This is a genomic window from Shewanella sp. M16 (assembly GCF_018224605.1).
In the GTDB taxonomy this organism is placed as follows: domain Bacteria; phylum Pseudomonadota; class Gammaproteobacteria; order Enterobacterales; family Shewanellaceae; genus Shewanella; species Shewanella oncorhynchi.
Genome location: NZ_JAGTUL010000009.1, coordinates 65,414 through 84,386, shown reverse-complemented (window position 1 = coordinate 84,386; position 18,973 = coordinate 65,414). Strand labels below are relative to the sequence as shown.

The following is an 18,973-nucleotide window of genomic DNA, read 5'->3' as shown; positions in this document are numbered from 1 at the left end:
ACTATGCAGCATCAGTATTTAGTGGTTAGCACTACCTGCCCCAATGAAGTACAAGCCAATACTTTGGCCCGAGCTTTAATTGAGTCGCGTATTGCCGCTTGTGTTCAGATTTCCGCCCCGATACGTTCAATTTATGCTTGGGAAGGAAAAATCTGTGAAGAGCAAGAATTTAGCTTACAGATTAAATGTTTACAAAGTCGATATACAGAGTTAGAACAACTTGTGCTTAGGCTTCACCCTTATCAAGTACCCGAAATTATTGCCGTGCCTGTGACCCACGGGCTACCAGCCTACTTAGATTGGATAAAAGACAACACTCAGCCATGAAAAAACTACTCAGCCTTATTTTCACTTCTTTATTGCTTCTTGCGCCCTTAGCTCATAGTGAAGGGGTTTTCGATAACAAATTCGACTTCATGAAGGGTGAGCCTGAATTGATGCCTGTCGATCAAGCATTTGTCTTCGATTCCAAGCAGGAAGGTAATCAGGTCAAACTCAATTGGGTGATTGCCGACGGTTACTATATGTACCGCGACAAGCTTAAATTTAGCGTCAATGGTGCCGAGTTAGGCACGGTCGCTCTACCAAAGGGAAAGCCCCATGAAGATGAGTATTTTGGTAAGCAAGAAGTCTATTATACCTATGTCGATATTCCCGTTGGTTTAAAACAGGCCGATGAAAATGCCACACTCACAGTGACCTTTATGGGTTGTGCCGAAGGTAAATTGTGTTATCCACCGACCAAGCATGAAGTCGTTTTAAAGGCGATTGCAGCCAACGATGGCTTAATTGCAGGCGCCGAATCAACCACGACGACTGAGCAAACCAGCACTGAGCCAAGCACTGCCAATAAAACCAATACGCAACCCATTACTCAGCAAGATACCCTGAGCCAAATGCTGTCGAACGACAGTTTAATTTGGACTTTAGTGATTTTCTTTGGTCTAGGTGTCGGTCTGGCATTAACGCCCTGCGTATTCCCTATGTATCCGATTTTGTCGGGTATTATTGTCGGCCAAGGGCAAAAGCTCTCAACCGCAAAAGCCTTTACCTTGTCCATGGCTTATGTCCAAGGCATGGCAATCACTTACTCTATCTTAGGGTTAGTGGTTGCATCGGCGGGACTAAAATACCAAGCGGCATTACAACATCCTGCCGTATTAGTCGTACTCGCGATTTTGTTCTTTGTGCTCAGCTTATCTATGTTTGGCCTATACGATTTGAAACTGCCATCGAGCTGGCAGGAGAAGATGAACTCAGTCTCGAATAATCAAAAAGGCGGCAACTTAGTTGGCGTGTTCTTAATGGGCGTGATTTCTGGCCTTGTCGCATCACCTTGTACTACCGCGCCGCTGTCGGGTGCACTCGTTTATGTGGCGCAAACCGGCGACCTACTCCAAGGTTTCTTAGCCCTGTATGTACTCAGCATGGGTATGGGATTACCTCTACTGATTATCGGCACCTCAGGCGGTAAATTATTACCGAGAGCCGGCGCTTGGATGGATATCATCAAGACTATCTTCGGATTCCTGCTGATCGCTGTATCTATCGTGATGTTTGGCCGTATTTGGACAGGCGTAGTATCCGATGTGCTTTGGTCACTGTGGGGCGTAAGCTTCACCGGCTACTTGATGCATCAGAACAAACTCAGTGAATTTAACTGGAAACAGACTGTCCGTTCAGTGCTATTAACGCTGGCGCTACTGGCGAGCTTCTCCTACGGATTCCAAGCTGTGATGGGACACTTTGGTTTTAATAACAATTCCGTAGGCACTGCGGCGACGACCGAAGAAGTCCATGGCTTTAAACGCATTAAATCCATTGAAGATCTTGAGCAAGAAATTGCAGCCGCTACCGCCCAAGGTAAGCCTGTGATGCTCGATCTGTACGCCGATTGGTGTGTTGCCTGTAAAGAGTTCGAAGCCATCACCTTTAAAGATGCCGACGTGTTAGCCCGCATGAATAAAATCGTGCTGCTACAAGCGGATGTGACTAAGAGTGACAAGGTCGATGTGGCCTTACTCGAAAAATACAATGTGCTCGGTTTGCCTACGCTGTTGATGTTTAACGAACAAGGTGAGCAAAGGGAAGATTTACGCGTGACTGGTTTTATGGGCCCCAAAGATTTTGCAACCCATTTAGATCATCTCGTGAAATAGTGACGATTTAGGCTTAGACCAGCGGAGTGATTTAGTTCGCGCGTGTTTTAACAGCCAAGTGTATTTACCGCAACACCAATAAAAAGCGGACTTTTTTCATTAAAAGTCCGCTTTTTTATCCAAGTGTCATAGATTTCTTATACAATCACTTACAATTTTAGACTTTTTAGATTGGAGCATCATGGAACCAGGCATCCTCATTATTACACTCATCTGCGGCATGCTCGTCAGCCGTATAGGACTCCCTCCGCTCATCGGCTACTTAGTGGCAGGCTTTGTACTGTTCATCTTAGGAATAGATAAAGAAAGCCTGCCATTACTGCAAGAACTCGCCAGCCTAGGCGTCACTTTACTGTTGTTCGCCATAGGGTTAAAACTCGATATTCGTAGCCTGTTCAAGGCCGAAGTGTGGGCGGGTTCGAGTGTGCACTTAGTACTATCAATCGTGATTTTTGTGCCGATTCTAAAACTCTTCGGCTTACTGGGCTTAAGCCAACTCACGAGTCTGAACCTAGAACAACTGACGTTAATTGCCTTCGCGTTAAGCTTCTCCAGCACCGTATTTGCGGTCAAAGTGTTAGAAGATAAAGGCGACGTGCAATCCCTCTACGGCCGGGTCGCTATTGGTATCTTGATTATGCAGGATATCTTCGCCGTACTGTTTTTAACCATTTCTAAAGGCGATGTACCTTCGGTATGGGCCTTTGCATTACTCTTACTGCCACTGGCTAAACCACTCATCTATAAAGCGTTCGACCGTGTCGGCCACGGTGAACTCTTAGTGCTCTTCGGCCTAGTCATGGCACTCGTGGTTGGCGCTTGGTTATTTGAATCTGTTGGCTTAAAACCCGATCTCGGCGCACTGATTATCGGTATCTTGTTGGCGGGCCACAAAAAATCCTCCGAGCTGGCAAAATCCCTATTCTATTTTAAAGAACTCTTCCTCGTTGCCTTCTTCTTAACCATAGGGCTCAATGGCTTACCTACGGTATCGGATATCGTACTCGCGGCGCTATTGGTGTTGTTAGTGCCACTCAAAATTCTGCTGTTTGTTTACATTCTTACCCGCTTTAAGCTGCGTTCACGTACCTCTATGTTGGGCTCATTTAACCTAGGTAACTTCAGTGAATTCGGTTTGATCGTCGCCGCAGTAGCCACCTATAAAGGTTGGTTACCTCCCGAGTGGCTAGTGATCATCGCAGTGGCATTAAGCTTTAGTTTTTTACTCGCCGCGCCACTTAACGCCACCGTCGGTAATATCTACCAGCGATTCCAACAGCGTTTAATCAAGCTTGAAAAACGCCCATTGCATCCAGAAGATAGGCCCATAGCCATTGGCAATCCACGCTTTTTAATCTTAGGCATGGGCCGTATTGGTAGCGGTGCCTATGATGAACTCAGGGAACAATTTGACGGCGAAATTCTCGGTATTGAACACAAGCAAGACTTAGTCGACTTACATAAAACAAAGGGTCGCAATGTAGTGCAAGGTGACGCCTCAGATACCGACTTTTGGGAGAAACTCGACAGAGCACCTAATCTTGAACTGGTACTGCTAGCCATGCCGCACCACGCGGGAAATATGTTTGCAGTTGAGCAACTAAAAAAACTGAATTATCAAGGCAAAATCAGTGCAATTGTGCAGTACAGTGACGATGCAGCGGCGCTTCGAGAATCGGGGGTACACAGTGTGTACAACCTGTACGAAGCCGCGGGTGCCGGTTTTGTGGATCATGTTATTTACGAGCTATTGCAAAACTCGGAGAAAAACACAGTTCCAGCGGAAGATACAGTACAAGTGCCTGATCCTAAACTTAATGTGGAGCCACGTAGTTAAGTGCATGCTAATGCTGCATTAAATTAAAATCACGCCATAACAGGTCGCACAAACGAGCAGTAACATCCTCTGCCAGTTTGTGCGGCATCCAACTAAATGCTGACTAATCTTTACAAATCAATTAACTAGATAAAACACTCAATACGCTATTTTGCCTCCTCATCCCAGTATCGATTTACTCATTGCAGCCTATCGCCATTTCAGCAAAAAATCTCAGTTACATCACTGACTCAGTCGTGATATAAATCGATGACGGTAACGAAATTAGCTCAGCTTTTTTGGAATTTTTTACAGCATGTCAAACCCTGCGCAACGCGCCACGAAGTTATTTGTCCAAACCTTTGGCACTAAAGCCGACGATTTATATCAAGCCCCGGGGCGAGTCAATCTGATCGGTGAATACACGGATTACAACGACGGTTTTGTACTCCCGGCAGCCATTAATTTTCATACAGTGATTGCGGTAAAACGCCGTGACGATACTAAGTTTCGAGCCGTCGCCGATGCGTTTCCCGGACAAATTAAAGAGTGGGTTTTCGGCCAAGAAAACGACATGGACCCGCAAGATGGCTGGGTGAATTACCTCAAAGGTTTTACTGCGGCTATGGCGCAAACTGGCTTATTAGCCAAGGGCTTAGACTTAGCCATTGTGGGCGATGTGCCACTTGCCGCAGGTCTTTCATCTTCAGGTGCACTCGTTGTCGCCTTCGGTACAGCCATTAGTGATACCAGCCAACTGCATTTATCCCCAATGGCGGTGGCGCAACTCGCACAGCGCGGCGAGCACAGGTATGTTGAGTCGGCCTGTGGCATCATGGATCAAATGTGCAGCGCCATGGGTGAACAAGACCATGCACTCCTGATTGACTGCTTAGATCTCGATAGCGAAGCCATTCCCATTCCAGAAAACCTAAGCCTTATCATCATAGATGCCCATATCGAGAAACAACGCTTAGCCGCGACCAATGAGCAACGTCGCACTGAGTGTGCACAAGCGGCAGAGTACTTTGGCTTAGATGCACTGCGTCACCTCGATTTACGCCAACTAGAAAGCGCAAAGGCCGATTTAGATGAAGTGCTATACCGCCGAGCGAAACACGTAGTCACTGAAAACCAAAGAACTCAAAATGCTGCTCGCGCCTTAGAGCAAAATAACATCCAAAAATTCAGTCGTTTAATGGCTGAATCCCATGCTTCACTGCGTGATGATTTTGAAGTCACACTACCCGAATTTGATACTTTAGTTGAAATTGTCAGCCAAGTGATTGGCGAGCGTGGTGGCATCCGCATGACCGACGGCTGCGTGGTCGCCTTGGTCGACCATGAACTGACTGACGCTGTTGTTGCCGCCGTTGAACATGAATTCTTCGAAAAAACCGCCATCGATGCCACAGTGTATTTATGTTCCGCCAGCGCTGGCGCGGGTCGCATCGATAACTAGCCAGAACAGGCAATTTGCTAGAACAAGCACTTAGCCGCACTTAAACCAAAGACAACCGAATAGAGTGACTACGCCGTCGATAACATACGAATTCATCACTGAACTTTATGCTGTTGATGGCAAATAATAGGGTTAACATACTCATTTAACACAATAAGCAGTGAGCATATTCAACACAGAGGGAAGCTAAATGGTACGTTTCAGTGTTTTGGATCCTTGGACAGATCCCCGCGGCGGTGAAATCGAACGGGTTCGGATCGACAATGGCATACTCGCATTAGAAGTCATCAGCTTAGGCGGTATTATCCGCGCTCTGTGGACTCCAGATAAACACGGCGAACGTGCCAATATCGTTTTAGGTTGTGAGAGCGCTGAAGATTACTTGACCCAATCGGCTCATTTAGGTGCCATTGCAGGCCGCTTTGCAAATCGCATCGCTAACGGCAAAATGCACTATCAAGGTCATGATTATCAATTAGATGTAAACCAAGCGACTAACTGTTTACACGGCGGCCGTGAAGGGTTTAATCGTAAAAACTGGCAACTAGGTCAACTCCCCGATGGTGTGCGTTTGACCTTAATGAGCCCAGATGGCGACATGGGCTTCCCAGGTAATTGCACGGTTCAGCTGGATTACCGTCTCGCAGGCAATAATTTGTACGTAGAAATCTTAGCCTCGGTCGATAAAGCCTGTCCCGTAAGCCTCACCCAGCACAGTTATTTCAACCTCGATGGCTCAGAGACCAATCACGAGCATCTGATGCAAATCGATGCCAAGCGCTATCTGACCATGAACGATGTCAGTGTTCCCACAGGTATTGCCCAGACGACAGGGTCGATTTTCGATTTAAGTCAACCAATACGCTTAGGTGACAAGCTGCATGCCGCTGAACTCACAAGCACTCGCGGTTATGATCACTGTTATATGATGAATAACCCCGATGGCTCACTCGCCCGTTTTGGCTGTTTAAGCAGTCCCATCAGCGGTCGCGCTATGACCGTTTATACTAATCAACCGAGTGTGCAGCTGTACTGTGCTAATTTTTTAAATGGCACAGTAGGTCGCAATCAACAGGTATTAAATCAACATCATGCTGTGTGTTTAGAGCCGCAGATGCTGCCAGACTCACCGAATCAAGGCGAACGCTTTGGTGATGATGTTTGGTTAATGCCAGGCAAGGTTTATCACCACATTAGCCGTTATCAGTTCGATGCCGATGCGTAGCCATTCGCAATAAAAATTGAGAAAACGAGGAAAGCGCGGTTTAGCAGAAGGGAATAAATAAAGCGATAAGGAATAAAATAAACACTACTTTATTCCTTACACTCACAGTGTTAGCCCTTAGGCCGACACTGTGTTAATCATCAAAATCATCGCCCCAATCATCGTCAAAATCCACGCCAACGGCATCAGATTCGACTTCTGGTTCAACTTCAGGCTTCGCCTTACGTACAGGCGCAGTTTCCTTCACGTTGTTCAAGTCAATGCGAGCTTGATGTTTACTCATAAATTGAGATCTTGCCGCCTTCCATGCACCACCAAACTTAGCCTCAGCAGCTTTTAACGCAGCCTCATCTAAGTCGTATAGGTTCACTTTGACTATATCTTCCACATACTCAATGATCGCATCGCGATCGGTATTGTATAGGTAGATACGTCCTGGGGAGGCATCGGGCAGCTGGTTGTCATGGACGACAATCGCGTTGCCTTTCGATGTTCTCAGCTCACCATACCAAACCTGTTTCTTTGCTGTGTTATACATATATGCTAATACCCTTAAATCAACACATACACCATGAGTTTTTTAGCCTGAATAAGCGAAGCATCGCTTGCTTTGATCCACGAATAGCGCCTGAAAGTCTCTGACGTTTTCAACTGGGTATTTTTACAGAATATTTCCGATAATCAATGCCTCATACCATGAAATTTTCACTAATTACGTATTAATTTCTGCCAAAGTACCCAAAAAGTTTAATCATTAACGACTTTAGTCTAAAAAATCGACGCGGCAAGTTTTATTCCCAAGAAAAAGCAATCATATCTATGGTGTTTGATGAGTCATCAACGTTAACAATTGGAGGTTGCTGTAAAGTTAACCATCAAGGTTATCCATGAAGATTTAATTACAACGCTACAAACTCATATTTACCGAACAATGACTAAGCCACTACAATGTCAGAATGTCTTCTAGATTGACTCGAATGGCAGCGACTTAAAGCAAATATGTCGCTGCAAAATCCAGTATGCCTAGCTCAAATGACAGTCAGTATTACTTTGCCCCTGTGCTCACCCGACTCCATCAAAGCATGGGCTTTAGCAGCCTGTGCTAATGGAAAGGTTGCAAAAATATTGGGGACAATTTTATGGGCGTTTAACAACGGCCAAACTTTCTCAAATAATTCAGCGGCAATGGCTGCTTTGGCCTCCACGCTCTGCGGTCTTAGGGTCGACCCTGTCCACATGATACGTTTTGCCATCAGGCGGAAAATCTCGACCTCGGCTTTAGGCCCCCGTTGCATGGCTACCGACACCATACGTCCGTCCATCGCTAAGGCTTGTAAGTCGAGATTGATAAAATCGCCACCCGCAATATCAAATACCACGTTTACGCCCTTATCTTGAGTGAGTGCCATCACAGGTTCAACAAAGTTTTGAGTACGATAGTTGATGACTTCAGCGGCACCAAGGCTCAAGCAATAATCGCGCTTCTCATCCTGTCCCGTCGTCGCTATCACTTTTGAACCCAGCGCACTGGCTAACTGAATAGCCGTACTACCAATGCCACCTGAGCCACCGTGGATCAGTACCGTCTCGCCCGCTTTGAGTCCCGCACGCATAAACAGGTTACCCCATACGGTGAAGAAGGTTTCTGGCAGCGCTGCTGCCTGCACATAACTAAAACCCGTCGGGATCGGCAAACAATGGGCAGCATAGGTGAGCACATACTCGCCATAACCGCCGCCCGGCACTAAGGCACATACCTTATCGCCAACTTGCCATTGGCTCACGCCGTCACCGAGGACACAAATATCCCCAGCAACCTCAAGACCAATAATCGGTGATGCACCCGGTGGCGGTGGATACGCGCCCACCCTTTGTTTAACATCGGGGCCATTCACTCCTGCTGCATGCACGCGGAGCAACACTTGCCCCGCCGCAGGGACAGGCAAAGGTGAGCGCGATAGCCGCATCACCTCGGGCGCTCCAGGTTGCTCAACATGAATATGGGTGTACTCGCTTGGTAAAGCTGACATAAAAGCTCCTGTGAGAATGGCACCAACCTAATAGCAGATTGCTATGCTTAAACGGTTCGTTTGCTAAACCTTAATGCGGCTAAGCTAGCGCAATTTCAAGCCAAATAGCCACAGTTATTCCATTCTATATTCCATCGCACTAAATCAAGCGGCTGACGTTAACCATTTGAACTGAAAGCTGAACCTAAGCTGAACAGAAAAGATGTATCAAAAACATATTATGACAAATACTAGATATATTAAAAACTTACAGCCATTATTCTGAGGCATTATTTGCTGGCTGCGATGTTTGTCGCGCTATTGTTATCACGCAAATAATCCAATGAGGTTTGATGCAAGTCTGTGTTAAATGCATCAAATAACGCCCAAGGAAGATCTGCTTTGCAGACTAGATAACTACGGATACACAATGAAAAACACACTACTCTTCGCAGCAATTAGCTTAGCGATTGCAACTCCCGTTCTTGCCCATAACACTCATGCAAGCCCCCCATTAGGCAACAACACACCAAACAGTTCACCAGCTCAACCCGTCCCGCCACCGCCCTCTGCACCGATTAGCTTAATTGAATCACATAGACCACTGCTACGGGAGACGCCATTGATGGCATCCCCTAATGATCCGACGATGACAGAGCAGCCTAAGATTCATTCACGCCAAAAACGTCAGATAGAGGTCTCGGAACAACCCCCACTTAAGTTGCAGAATCGTAGCGCCGCGATGCAAGTCAGCGACTGCAGTGACTTTGTTGGGAAATCAGGTCAGGCACTAGTCAATGAACTGAGCCAATCGACACCCGAATGCGTCGGTAAGCTCTATAGCCTCAAAGGCAGTGCTGCGACCGCGCTATTTAGCGAGGCCAATGTGATCAGTGTGGCTAATGCCATTGCCGCTAAAGCCAAGGACTACACTGGGGTCGATGTTCAGCATCTTGAGTCCCATATTTACTTTGTCCGCGCCGCCCTCTATGTGCAGTTTTACAGCCCAAATGATGTGCCCGCTTACAGCAGCGCCGCTAAGGCCAGCTTAAAATCAGCCCTCAACGCTTTATTTGCGAACGCTGCGATTTGGACAGTCTCCGATGCTAATGCTGGCGTGTTGAAAGAAGCCTTAATCCTGATTGACTCAGCCGAGCTCGGAGCCGATTTCAATCATGTCACTATCAAAGTGCTTACGGACTATGATGCTAATTGGCAAGCCAGCTTCGCCATGAACGCCGCAGCCAACTCAGTGTTTACCACCTTATTCCGCGCTCAATGGAATGATGACATGCAGGCGCTGTTCGCGCGTGACCAAAGCATTTTAGATGCGCTGAATAACTTCCAACTCGAACATCGCGACTTGTTAGGCACCAATGCAGAGTACCTTTTGGTCAATTCAGTTAAAGAGTTGTCTAGGCTGTATTACATTGATGCCATGCGCCCGCGAGTGACCCAGCTGGTCAAAAACATCCTCAGTAGCACCAGCAAAACCGAACCGAGCAAAGTGCTTTGGTACGCGGCGGCAGAAATGGCCGACTATTACGATCGCAGCCATTGTAACGATTACAATATCTGTGGTTTTAAGGCGCAGTTAGAAGCCGATGCTTTACCTTTTAATTGGAAATGCTCCGACAGCCTCAAGATCCGCGCCCAAGATCTCTATCAAGATCAAGCCAAATGGGCCTGTGATGTGCTGACCAGCCAAGAAAGTTATTTCCACAGTAAACTCGAAACGGGCATGCAACCCGTGGCGCAGGATAACAACGATGACTTAGAGCTAGTGATCTTCGGCAGTTCGTCTGAGTATAAATCCTTAGCCAACAGTATCTTTGGTATCAGTACCGACAATGGCGGCATGTATTTAGAAGGTTCGCCCGCCGGACTCAAAAATCAGGCACGTTTCATCGCCTATGAAGCCGAATGGCGCACGCCGGATTTCCACGTCTGGAACCTGCAACACGAATACGTACACTACCTCGATGGACGCTATAACCTGTTTGGTGACTTTAGTCGTGGTACTTCGGCCAATACTATCTGGTGGATTGAAGGCCTCGCGGAATACATCTCTTACCGTGACGCAAACCCTGCGGCAATTGCCATGGGCGAAACAGGTGAGTATATGTTATCGACCATATTCAAAAACAACTATGAATCTGGCCAAGACCGCATCTATCGCTGGGGCTATCTAGCGGTGCGTTTCATGTTTGAACACCACAGGGACGATGTGAGACAGATTCTGGCCTACCTACGCAACGATCAATATGCAAAATATCAAGCCTTTATGGATAATATCGGCACACGTTACGATAACGAATGGCAGGGTTGGCTCGCCAGTGGTTTAAGCACGGCTGACGATGGCATAGTCGATAAGGGCCCGAGTGATGTCGACGCTGAGCCCAGTGGCCGCGAAGGCAACTGGACAGGACCAGCAGGCACTATCAGTAAGGATTACTCACCTTGCCAAGTGACGAACGAAGCCTACCGTTACACTGAATCGGCCAGCCTGAAAATTGATGTGCCGATGGAATGTATCGATTCAAAACTCGGCCGCGCCAGTTTCAGCTTCACCAATACCGATCGCACAGCCCAAGAGCTTTGGATCAAGATTGGCGGTGGTTGGGGAGATGCCGACATTTATTTCGATTCTAGAGGCTGGGCAAGCCCTGAGCAAAACCAAGGGGCTGGTATCGGTAATGGTAATTATCAAGTGATTAAGGTGCAGTTAAACCCTAACGAGTATTGGCACTACATTACCTTATCGGGGGACTTTGGCGGCGTCGATATGCAAGTCAGCACCACTGAGCTATTTGCTGATATCGACCCCGATCTGGGGGATGGCGGCGTGGATCCTGAGCCACCAGCCAATTGCGGCGCAGTGACCTTAGATTACGGTAAGCTCACCCTAGGCAAAAATGAGTGCATCAGTGGCGGGCGTAACAGCTTCTACTTCTGGGTTGAGGAAGATAATACCCAGTTCACTGTCACCACTAAGGGCGGCTCTGGGGATGCCAATATTTACTTCAATGCCAGTCAGTGGGCCGACGCAGATAATGCCGATGCAAAGAGCGCTAAAGCAGGAAATCAAGAATCGCTTAGCTTCAGCGCCAATCGTGGCTGGCGTTATATCACGATTGATACTGCCACTGAGTTTAGCGGCGTAACACTGACCTTAAGCACAGGCACGAGTAACACACCCGATCCAGTGCTCATTGCCAACGCCTGCGCGACGCAATCACCCTTAAGTTATGGTGAGCTCAGTGCTGGCAAAGCCATTTGCACCGCCGATGGGCGCAACGATTATTACCTTTGGGTACCAGAGGGAACGAATCAGCTAAGCATCAACTCCGCCCACGGCAGTGGTGATGTTAGCCTGTTTTCGGGGACGACTTGGGCGAATGCTCAACACTTCGATGCAGCCTCTGTGACACCCGCCAACACGCGGGAAAGCATCACAGTCAATGCACCAAACGTGGGTTGGTATTACATCACAGTGCAAAGTGAGCCCCAGAGTTCAGGTGTCGCACTGCAGGTTGATTTACGCTAGTTTGATGACTCGCATTGCTTAAATAAGCAGCTTTAGCCATTACGCATAAATCAAGCATTTGAGTAAATAGCAAAATCCCTGCTTCGGCAGGGATTTTTATTGAAGATAAGCTGAATAAGCGACACTGACGTCATAGAGTCTTTAGCGACAATACGTTATTAGCGCATCCCTTCGAGCACTTGCACTCTCTCCTTGGCCCTTGCTGCATAGTCGTTTGAAAACCGCTCTGCCATTTCAATGCTCTGCTGATAAAGCGTTAGCGCTGCTTTAGCATCGGTCGGTCCACCCTCGCCTTTATCTAACAGGGTTGCGAACTGGAAGTAAGCATTGCCTAGAATATCCGCCTGCAAGCCTTGTTTGGCACCCAAAGTTGTTACTTTTTCTAACCAGTATCTCGCGTTAACCGTATCTCGATAGGGCTCCAATAACAGGATATTGGCAAGTTCAGCGGCGGCGTAAAGATCTCGCTCGGCGGCAATTATCCAAAACTCCTCGCTCTGCTCAAAATCCTCTTTAAAGTAGTAATAGGTTTCGGCGGCATCTCGCGCTAAATCAGGTTGAGCTTTAACGCTTTGGCGATAATTTTCCAATGCCGTTGTAGCATTAAAATAGGGCGAACAAGATAAGACTTGATAAAACGCCATCAGACTTCTTGCCTCAGGCAACCCTTGGTCAACTAGCTGATTTAACTGCTGCCATGCTTGCGTTTCACGGACCTTATCCGCACCTGTATTAACCAAGCCTCGCTCGATAACCGATAAAGGTAAACGGATTAACTCAAGCTTTGCCGCGTTATCGCCAAAGCTCGCGGCGCGCTCCAGCCAATAGATCTTTTCATCGGCACGCCCCGCGTAACCCGCTTGATCTCGCATCCAATGCAGCGCCTCAATATCACCAGCTTCAGCGGCTTCACGGTAATATTTCCGTGCCTTAATTTTATCCTTGGGTAAGGCGTGCCCAAGCTCATAGATACGTGCCAAGAAGCGCTTATCTTCGGCCTTGGCACTTTGAGCTAAGGTATTGATTTGTGATTCAGGTTTACCATAGGCATACAATTTCACATCACCGTTAGCATAAGTATATTGAGTACCATCGGGATAATTCACCTCAACCGTATCAGGCTGATACCAAACATTGACCTCATACTGTTCGGCAATCTGTGGATTAAAATTCACCCGCATCACAGCCTCATCACCGCGACGAACCGCTTGAGTATAAGGACTAGCCCATAGGCTAGAAATTTGCTGCAAACTGCTTTTCAGCCTAGCCTCGAAAGGTTTGTCTTCCTTAGGAGAATGAATAAATACTGGATAGTAAACTGGCGCTAAAGATAATGGCGTAGTCGCAAGCAACGAATTATCCGCCTCGCTACCCGCATAAATAGGATCGATATTAAGTTCATGACTTAAATAAAAATCATCGTGGGGTGACACTTGAGTCGGCAACGTCGTTTGGCTAGCAACTTGTGCCTCATCCACAACAGAAGTGCGCTGCAACTTAGCAAGGTATTGTTGTTTAAGTGCTTTAGCCCTTTGCCACAACGGATGGTTCGGCAGTATTGTCACATCGAGCATTAAATCCTCAAGCCGCCACTGACAATCGCCGCCACCATTCAGAGCTAAGGGCAGCGAAAACTCACTCGCTTTGCTACCACTGCTAATCACTTGTCGCAGCACTGAGGTTTCTTCGAATGTCGCGCGGTAGGGATTAGCAATATCACCACTGGGAAAACGGATTTCCTTTCGGGTACAAACAGATGAGACGTAATAACCGACAAGTTCTAATTGCGTATTAGCAGGTAAGACGCCGACGAACTCGAAACGCGGACTATCTACAGGTGCAGTCACTTGATCGACGGGCAACTCACTACGAAATAAGGAATCCCAAAAAGAGGCCATGGCGGGAGAGGCAAACATCAATCCAACCGAGCAAGCCAAATATAAAAAAGCCCTATGAAAGCAATGTAACAAACTCATAATGCCAGCTCTCCGTCGCTGATGAGGCAAATCCACTCGCACTTAAACACTCGCTTAAATACAACAAAGATCATTAAGTTATCGACAAAAAATTAAGCCAACGCGTTTAGCCGTTGGCTTAAATCATAACGTATTTACAGGCAAGTTGAACCCATGCCTCTCAGTCTAGGCTCGATAAACCCAGCGCATAAAACTCAACTTAAGCACTTCGCAGTCTAGCAAGCACATCCTTGGCCTTCAATTCCGCCATAGCGACATAGGCCACTGGCACTACAAATAACGAGAAGAAAGTGCCCGCTAACAGACCTCCAACTAAGACTAAACCTATGTTAGCTAACCCTAACGAGCCCGGTCCCGATGCCAAGGCTAAAGGAATCGCACTTAAAATCATGGTTAAAGACGTCATTAGAATCGGTCTTAAACGAGATTTGGCACTGCTTCGCGCCGCCTCAATCGCACTCAAACCTTGGTCTTGTTGCTTATTGGCAAACTCCACCAGCAAGATACCGTGCTTAGTCACTAGCCCCACTAAGGTTAATAAACCAATCTGCGAATAGATATTCACACTCTGGCCAAACAAGGCTAAGGTCAATAACGCACCGACAATACACAAGGGCACAGTCAGTAAGATAATTAAGGGATCGACAAAACTTTCGAACTGCGCAGCCAAAATCAAATAGATAAACACCAATGCCAGCAAGAATAGCGACTGAGTGCCCGCCTGCGAATCCATAAGATCCTTCACCACACCATTGTATTTAAAGCCTTGGGCATCATTAAGCAATGTCGGTAATTGTTCATCTAAGTAGGTTTTGATTTCATCAGTTGAATAGCCGGGCATAATATCTGCCGTCAATTCAGCGCTATCAAGACCCATAAACGTCTTAATGTTAGATTCTGCCGTAGTCTGTTTAATCGACACAAATTGCGATAATGGCAGTGCTTGCCCAGATTCAGAAGTGACATACAGCTTATTCAACACTTTAAAATCACTCAGTTTGTCTAAGTTTACTTGCACTTGAATAGGATAAGTAAAACCATCGGTAGCATGTAAGTCCGCCGCCTTCACTGAGCCAAGAAAAGTAGAAAGTGCATTAGTGACATCACCATAACTCACACCTGAGAGGATAATGGCGTTGCGATCGATAGACAGATCGTAGCGTAGTTGATCCCTCAGCACTGAGTTGCCTACGTTATTCAGGCCAGGATAATCCTCGAGTAACTTTTGCACTTTGGCGGCGGTTTCGCTGAGTTCGTCCTTATTCCGATCTAAGGTCGTCAGCTCTAAACGCAAATTATTGGCAATATTGAGATTATTTGCTGAGCGAATGCTAAACGACATGTTATAGGCAGAAACGTTTTCCTTTGATGTTGTAATCAAGTCGCTGATCACATCATCTATACCCTCACTGCGCTCACCCCAAGGTTTGAGTAGCACATGGTTCACAGGCTCTCCCTCGATATAGGACAAGTTAGCCCCAACCGCGGGATGCTCGTCCATCACGCCATTAAGCTCAGCATTGTGATTGAGATGATACTGCCGACCGACACCGGTAGGGCCATTAGACGCAACATCGATAAAGCCGGAGTCCTCCGCAGGCAAGAGTATTTTGGGTAATTGCCAGTAAGCAATACCCGCAAGACCCACCAAAACCACAGCCGCGCCAAACATCAAACGCTTGCGGACAAACCACTTATTCAGCTCATTGATATACAAATGATTTAACTGCTGCAGCGCATTCTCGACTCGGCTAAACCATTTAGGGTGTTGCTCAGTGGTATTGATAAGATAGGCGCTCATCATAGGCGACAAAGTCAACGCCACCACGCCAGAGATCATCACGGCCGCTGCTAAGGTAAAGGAGAATTGCCGAAACAGATCGGCGGTTAAGCCCGACATTAATCCGATCGGCAGATACACGGCGGCGAGCGTTAACGTCATGGCAATGATAGGGAAAATGATCTCCTGACAGCCTTTAATCGCCGCATTGAAAGGCGTTTCACCGTTTTCAATATGGCGATAACAGTTCTCGACCACCACAATGGCATCGTCCACCACCAGGCCAATGGCCAAAATAATCGCCAGAATAGTCAACACATTGATACTAAATCCGAGCGCCGACATCACAGCAAACACCCCAATCACGCACACGGGAATGGTAATAATGGGGATCGATGCCGCCCGCAGGCTACCCAAAAATAACACCACAATCAGCGAAACTAAGATCACTGCTTCAATCAACGCAGAAAAACCTTCGTCGATGGAGGCTTCAATAAAATCAGCTTGGTTATAAGCCAAGTTCATTTCTAAGCCTTGGGGTAAATGTTTTTGCATGCGTGCAATTTCGGCTTTAATATTCGAAGCCACTGTCACTGGGTTAGCGTTGCTCAGCGGTAAAATCTGCAATGACATTGCACTATGTCCACCGATAGACAACATACTCGGCGACAGACTTTCCTCGCCCATCACCACATCGGCGACATCGGACACGCGGATGATCTTACCCTCGCTGACCTTAATCACCAGATCCTTCACGTCTTCAAGCGTTTCAACTTGATTCAAAGGGTTAATCGAGAAATCCCGCGACTTACCTTTGATCGCGCCCGAGGTAAAACTGGCATTGTAGGAGCCTAACGTGCCCACCACATCGGCAGCTTTAATATTCAGCGCTTTCATTTGTTCAGGATTGAGCCAGACTCTGACCGCCTTTTGTGAGCCACCATAGGGCCCCCAAACAGCACCAACGCCTTGAACTTGTTTGAGTTGCGGTACTAACTGCTGGCTAATGTAGTCGTACATAGCCTGCTTTTCCATGCCACCCGCGTTCACAAAGGTGATGATATTACTGGCCGAATCCGTGGCCGAGGTATCGTCGGTAACTGTGGGCTTATCTATCATGCTCTGGGGGAAATCGTTAATCCCTTCGACGCTGCTACGCAACTTGTTCATTAAGTTGGTGTATTCAATATCGCTGGTGTCATCATTGAATTTAATCGTTAATGAGCAACGCCCCTCGCTACAATCGGTCGACATGGTATCGACTTTATCTATGCCCGAAGCCGCAGCAATCAACTTATCGGCCACGTTGCTCGACATAAAATCGGCGCTCGCCCCTGCAATCGACGCATTCACAGATGCCGAGTGGGTGGTATGCTCAGGGAAGTATTGGATATCGAGTTTTTGAAAGGCAATCAAGCCCAGTAACACAGCCATAATACTGAGTACGGAGGCGAAGATAGGATGACGAATACAGACTTCGGGTAAACGCATTATTCAGCCACCTCAATATTTGGAGTAGAGCCTGAATCAGCACCTTTGTCAGCACTTGATGTTGCCGCTTTATCTGCAGTGTTTCTATCCTGCACGACTTTGATCTTGCTATCGGACTTGAGGTTTTGCATACCCGTTTTAACGACTAAATCGCCTTCGGCTAAACCTTCAGTCACGACGGCATAACCGTCATTCGTATTTTGAGCGAGTTTAACTACTTGTTTTACTACGCTATCGCCCTGCACTAGCCAGACAAAACGTTCATCGTTATTGGCAATAATCGAATTTTGCGGCACTAATAGACGTTTAATCCCTAGACTATAGAACTGCTTGATGTTGGCGAACATGCCAGGAGCAAGCTTAAACTCAGGGTTTTCAAGGGCGGCATGCACTTCAACCCGTCCTGAGCTTTCATCTACCGCAGGGGCAACATAGTTAACTAACCCTTTGAATACCTTATTACCATAGGCCTCAACAGTCACATTCACCTTTTGGCCCTTTTGCGCCTTGCCTAAATCCTTCTGACTAATGGCGTAACGCACTTCGACCGGATTTAAACTATAGAGGGTGACTAAGGCCGTACCAGCACCAATTTGACTGCCGATAGACTGACTAAAGCTGGTCAACTGACCATCAAAGGGAGCCTTGATCAGGTAATCGTTCATGGTTGCTTGTTTCTGGCGAAAATCCGCATCGGCCAGATTCACATTTTCCCGTAGCTCATCCACATCTTGCTTAGCAAGCGCAAAGGGTTCTTTAATCAGTAAATCTTCGATACGCTCCAGCTTAGTTTTAGCCAGTGCTAAGGTGCTCTTGGCTTTGTCTAAATCAGCCTTGGCTTTAATGTTGTCCTGCTCGGCAATCACTTGGCCTTTAGTCACTTTGTCGCCGTTACTAAAATGAATCGCGCTAATTTTTTCGCTAGCATTAAAGTTCAGCGTGGCTGAATCGATAGCGTTGATTTTACCGACTTCATTCACTACATCGGCAAAGGACGTTTCTTTAACGGCCTCGACCGTCACAGGGATGATGTCGACCTTGTCCGCCGACATCACGGCCATAGGGGCTAAAGCGAAAACACTCGCCAGTAGAAACGGCAAAGGCGCGAATAAGGGCGCCTTTGGGAGATGATGGGGATGGCTTTTAAATGAAATATCGCATGCACTGCGTGCTCGTTCAGTTACTCTTTGTATAAACAGCGTTCGTGTAAACATAGTATGCAAACCTATCGTTCTTACTATTCAACGGACATCCTATCCGACAACAGCAAACCGGATTGAACCCAAAACTAATACCAAGTCCCCCCAAAGTGCCTGTTTAAGCAATTTGAGGTTATTTGGGTATACAGCCTATAGGCTTAATCCCAGTCAGTGCCAGTAAAAACTCGGTTACACAACCAAACAAAACAATAACTTAACGATAAACTCAATAGTGAGCACTTAAATCACACAAACAACCATAAAATACAGCAAACTTGAAACAAGTGTAGAGCCAGCCTATTAGCAAGC

The 18,973-nt window shown here is 47.0% G+C and carries 11 protein-coding genes; 6 read left to right on the top strand and 5 right to left on the bottom strand.

Translation table 11 applies throughout. From position 1 onward, the window contains the following. Window positions 1-3 precede the first annotated feature (3 nt). From cutA to KFE26_RS08115, 5 genes are all read left to right on the top strand, one after another. Entirely contained in the window at window positions 4-327 is a 324-nt protein-coding gene (cutA, locus tag KFE26_RS08135; RefSeq protein ID WP_212600119.1) for a divalent-cation tolerance protein CutA, read from the top strand. After that, on the top strand, window positions 324-2,159 hold the full coding sequence (locus KFE26_RS08130; protein ID WP_212600118.1) for a protein-disulfide reductase DsbD: 1,836 nt from the start codon (window positions 324-326) through the stop codon (window positions 2,157-2,159). Before cutA ends, KFE26_RS08130 begins: the two co-directional genes overlap by 4 nt. Window positions 2,160-2,340: 181 nt before the next feature. Further along, window positions 2,341-3,996 (top strand): cation:proton antiporter family protein, encoded by a 1,656-nt coding sequence (locus KFE26_RS08125; protein ID WP_173246987.1) that lies wholly within the window; start codon window positions 2,341-2,343, stop codon window positions 3,994-3,996. Window positions 3,997-4,291: 295 nt separating this feature from the next. After that, window positions 4,292-5,437 (top strand): galactokinase, encoded by a 1,146-nt coding sequence (gene galK / locus KFE26_RS08120; protein WP_028761840.1) that lies wholly within the window; start codon window positions 4,292-4,294, stop codon window positions 5,435-5,437. Window positions 5,438-5,627: 190 nt separating this feature from the next. Next, window positions 5,628-6,662 carry an aldose epimerase family protein gene (locus KFE26_RS08115; RefSeq protein WP_212600117.1) on the top strand — a complete coding sequence of 345 codons (1,035 nt, stop codon included), beginning with the start codon at window positions 5,628-5,630 and terminating at the stop codon, window positions 6,660-6,662. A gap of 133 nt (window positions 6,663-6,795) precedes the next feature. Here the strand turns inward: KFE26_RS08115 and KFE26_RS08110 are convergent, their stop codons facing one another. Continuing rightward, a complete protein-coding gene (locus KFE26_RS08110) occupies window positions 6,796-7,200 on the bottom strand; it encodes a hypothetical protein (protein WP_105251357.1) in 405 nt (134 codons plus the stop codon). A 490-nt stretch (window positions 7,201-7,690) separates the two neighbouring features. Next, window positions 7,691-8,692: an NAD(P)H-quinone oxidoreductase gene (locus KFE26_RS08105; RefSeq protein ID WP_212600116.1), complete on the bottom strand. Its 1,002-nt coding sequence runs from the start codon at window positions 8,690-8,692 to the stop codon at window positions 7,691-7,693. Window positions 8,693-9,101: 409 nt separating this feature from the next. On the opposite strand from KFE26_RS08105, the gene KFE26_RS08100 reads away from it, so the two are divergent. Further along, a complete protein-coding gene (locus KFE26_RS08100) occupies window positions 9,102-12,218 on the top strand; it encodes a M9 family metallopeptidase (protein WP_212600115.1) in 3,117 nt (1,038 codons plus the stop codon). A gap of 158 nt (window positions 12,219-12,376) precedes the next feature. On the opposite strand, the gene KFE26_RS08095 is transcribed toward KFE26_RS08100, so the two are convergent. From KFE26_RS08095 to KFE26_RS08085, 3 genes are all read right to left on the bottom strand, one after another. Further along, window positions 12,377-14,194 carry a sel1 repeat family protein gene (locus KFE26_RS08095; RefSeq protein ID WP_212600114.1) on the bottom strand — a complete coding sequence of 606 codons (1,818 nt, stop codon included), beginning with the start codon at window positions 14,192-14,194 and terminating at the stop codon, window positions 12,377-12,379. 199 nt (window positions 14,195-14,393) lie between these two features. Then, window positions 14,394-17,465: an efflux RND transporter permease subunit gene (locus tag KFE26_RS08090; protein ID WP_212600113.1), complete on the bottom strand. Its 3,072-nt coding sequence runs from the start codon at window positions 17,463-17,465 to the stop codon at window positions 14,394-14,396. Further along, window positions 17,465-18,679 (bottom strand): efflux RND transporter periplasmic adaptor subunit, encoded by a 1,215-nt coding sequence (locus tag KFE26_RS08085; RefSeq protein ID WP_212600112.1) that lies wholly within the window; start codon window positions 18,677-18,679, stop codon window positions 17,465-17,467. The genes KFE26_RS08090 and KFE26_RS08085 overlap by 1 nt, the downstream gene beginning before the upstream one ends. Between the last annotated feature and the right edge of the window lie 294 nt (window positions 18,680-18,973).

Coding starts and splice junctions, on each gene's coding strand:
- KFE26_RS08105 (WP_212600116.1), bottom strand. CDS start 8,692: ATGTCAGCTTTACCAAGCGAGTACACCCATATTCATGTTGAGCAACCT.
- KFE26_RS08125 (WP_173246987.1), top strand. CDS start 2,341: ATGGAACCAGGCATCCTCATTATTACACTCATCTGCGGCATGCTCGTC.
- KFE26_RS08100 (WP_212600115.1), top strand. CDS start 9,102: ATGAAAAACACACTACTCTTCGCAGCAATTAGCTTAGCGATTGCAACT.
- cutA (WP_212600119.1), top strand. CDS start 4: ATGCAGCATCAGTATTTAGTGGTTAGCACTACCTGCCCCAATGAAGTA.
- KFE26_RS08095 (WP_212600114.1), bottom strand. CDS start 14,194: ATGAGTTTGTTACATTGCTTTCATAGGGCTTTTTTATATTTGGCTTGC.
- KFE26_RS08110 (WP_105251357.1), bottom strand. CDS start 7,200: ATGTATAACACAGCAAAGAAACAGGTTTGGTATGGTGAGCTGAGAACA.
- KFE26_RS08090 (WP_212600113.1), bottom strand. CDS start 17,465: ATGCGTTTACCCGAAGTCTGTATTCGTCATCCTATCTTCGCCTCCGTA.
- KFE26_RS08085 (WP_212600112.1), bottom strand. CDS start 18,679: ATGTTTACACGAACGCTGTTTATACAAAGAGTAACTGAACGAGCACGC.
- KFE26_RS08115 (WP_212600117.1), top strand. CDS start 5,628: ATGGTACGTTTCAGTGTTTTGGATCCTTGGACAGATCCCCGCGGCGGT.
- KFE26_RS08130 (WP_212600118.1), top strand. CDS start 324: ATGAAAAAACTACTCAGCCTTATTTTCACTTCTTTATTGCTTCTTGCG.
- galK (WP_028761840.1), top strand. CDS start 4,292: ATGTCAAACCCTGCGCAACGCGCCACGAAGTTATTTGTCCAAACCTTT.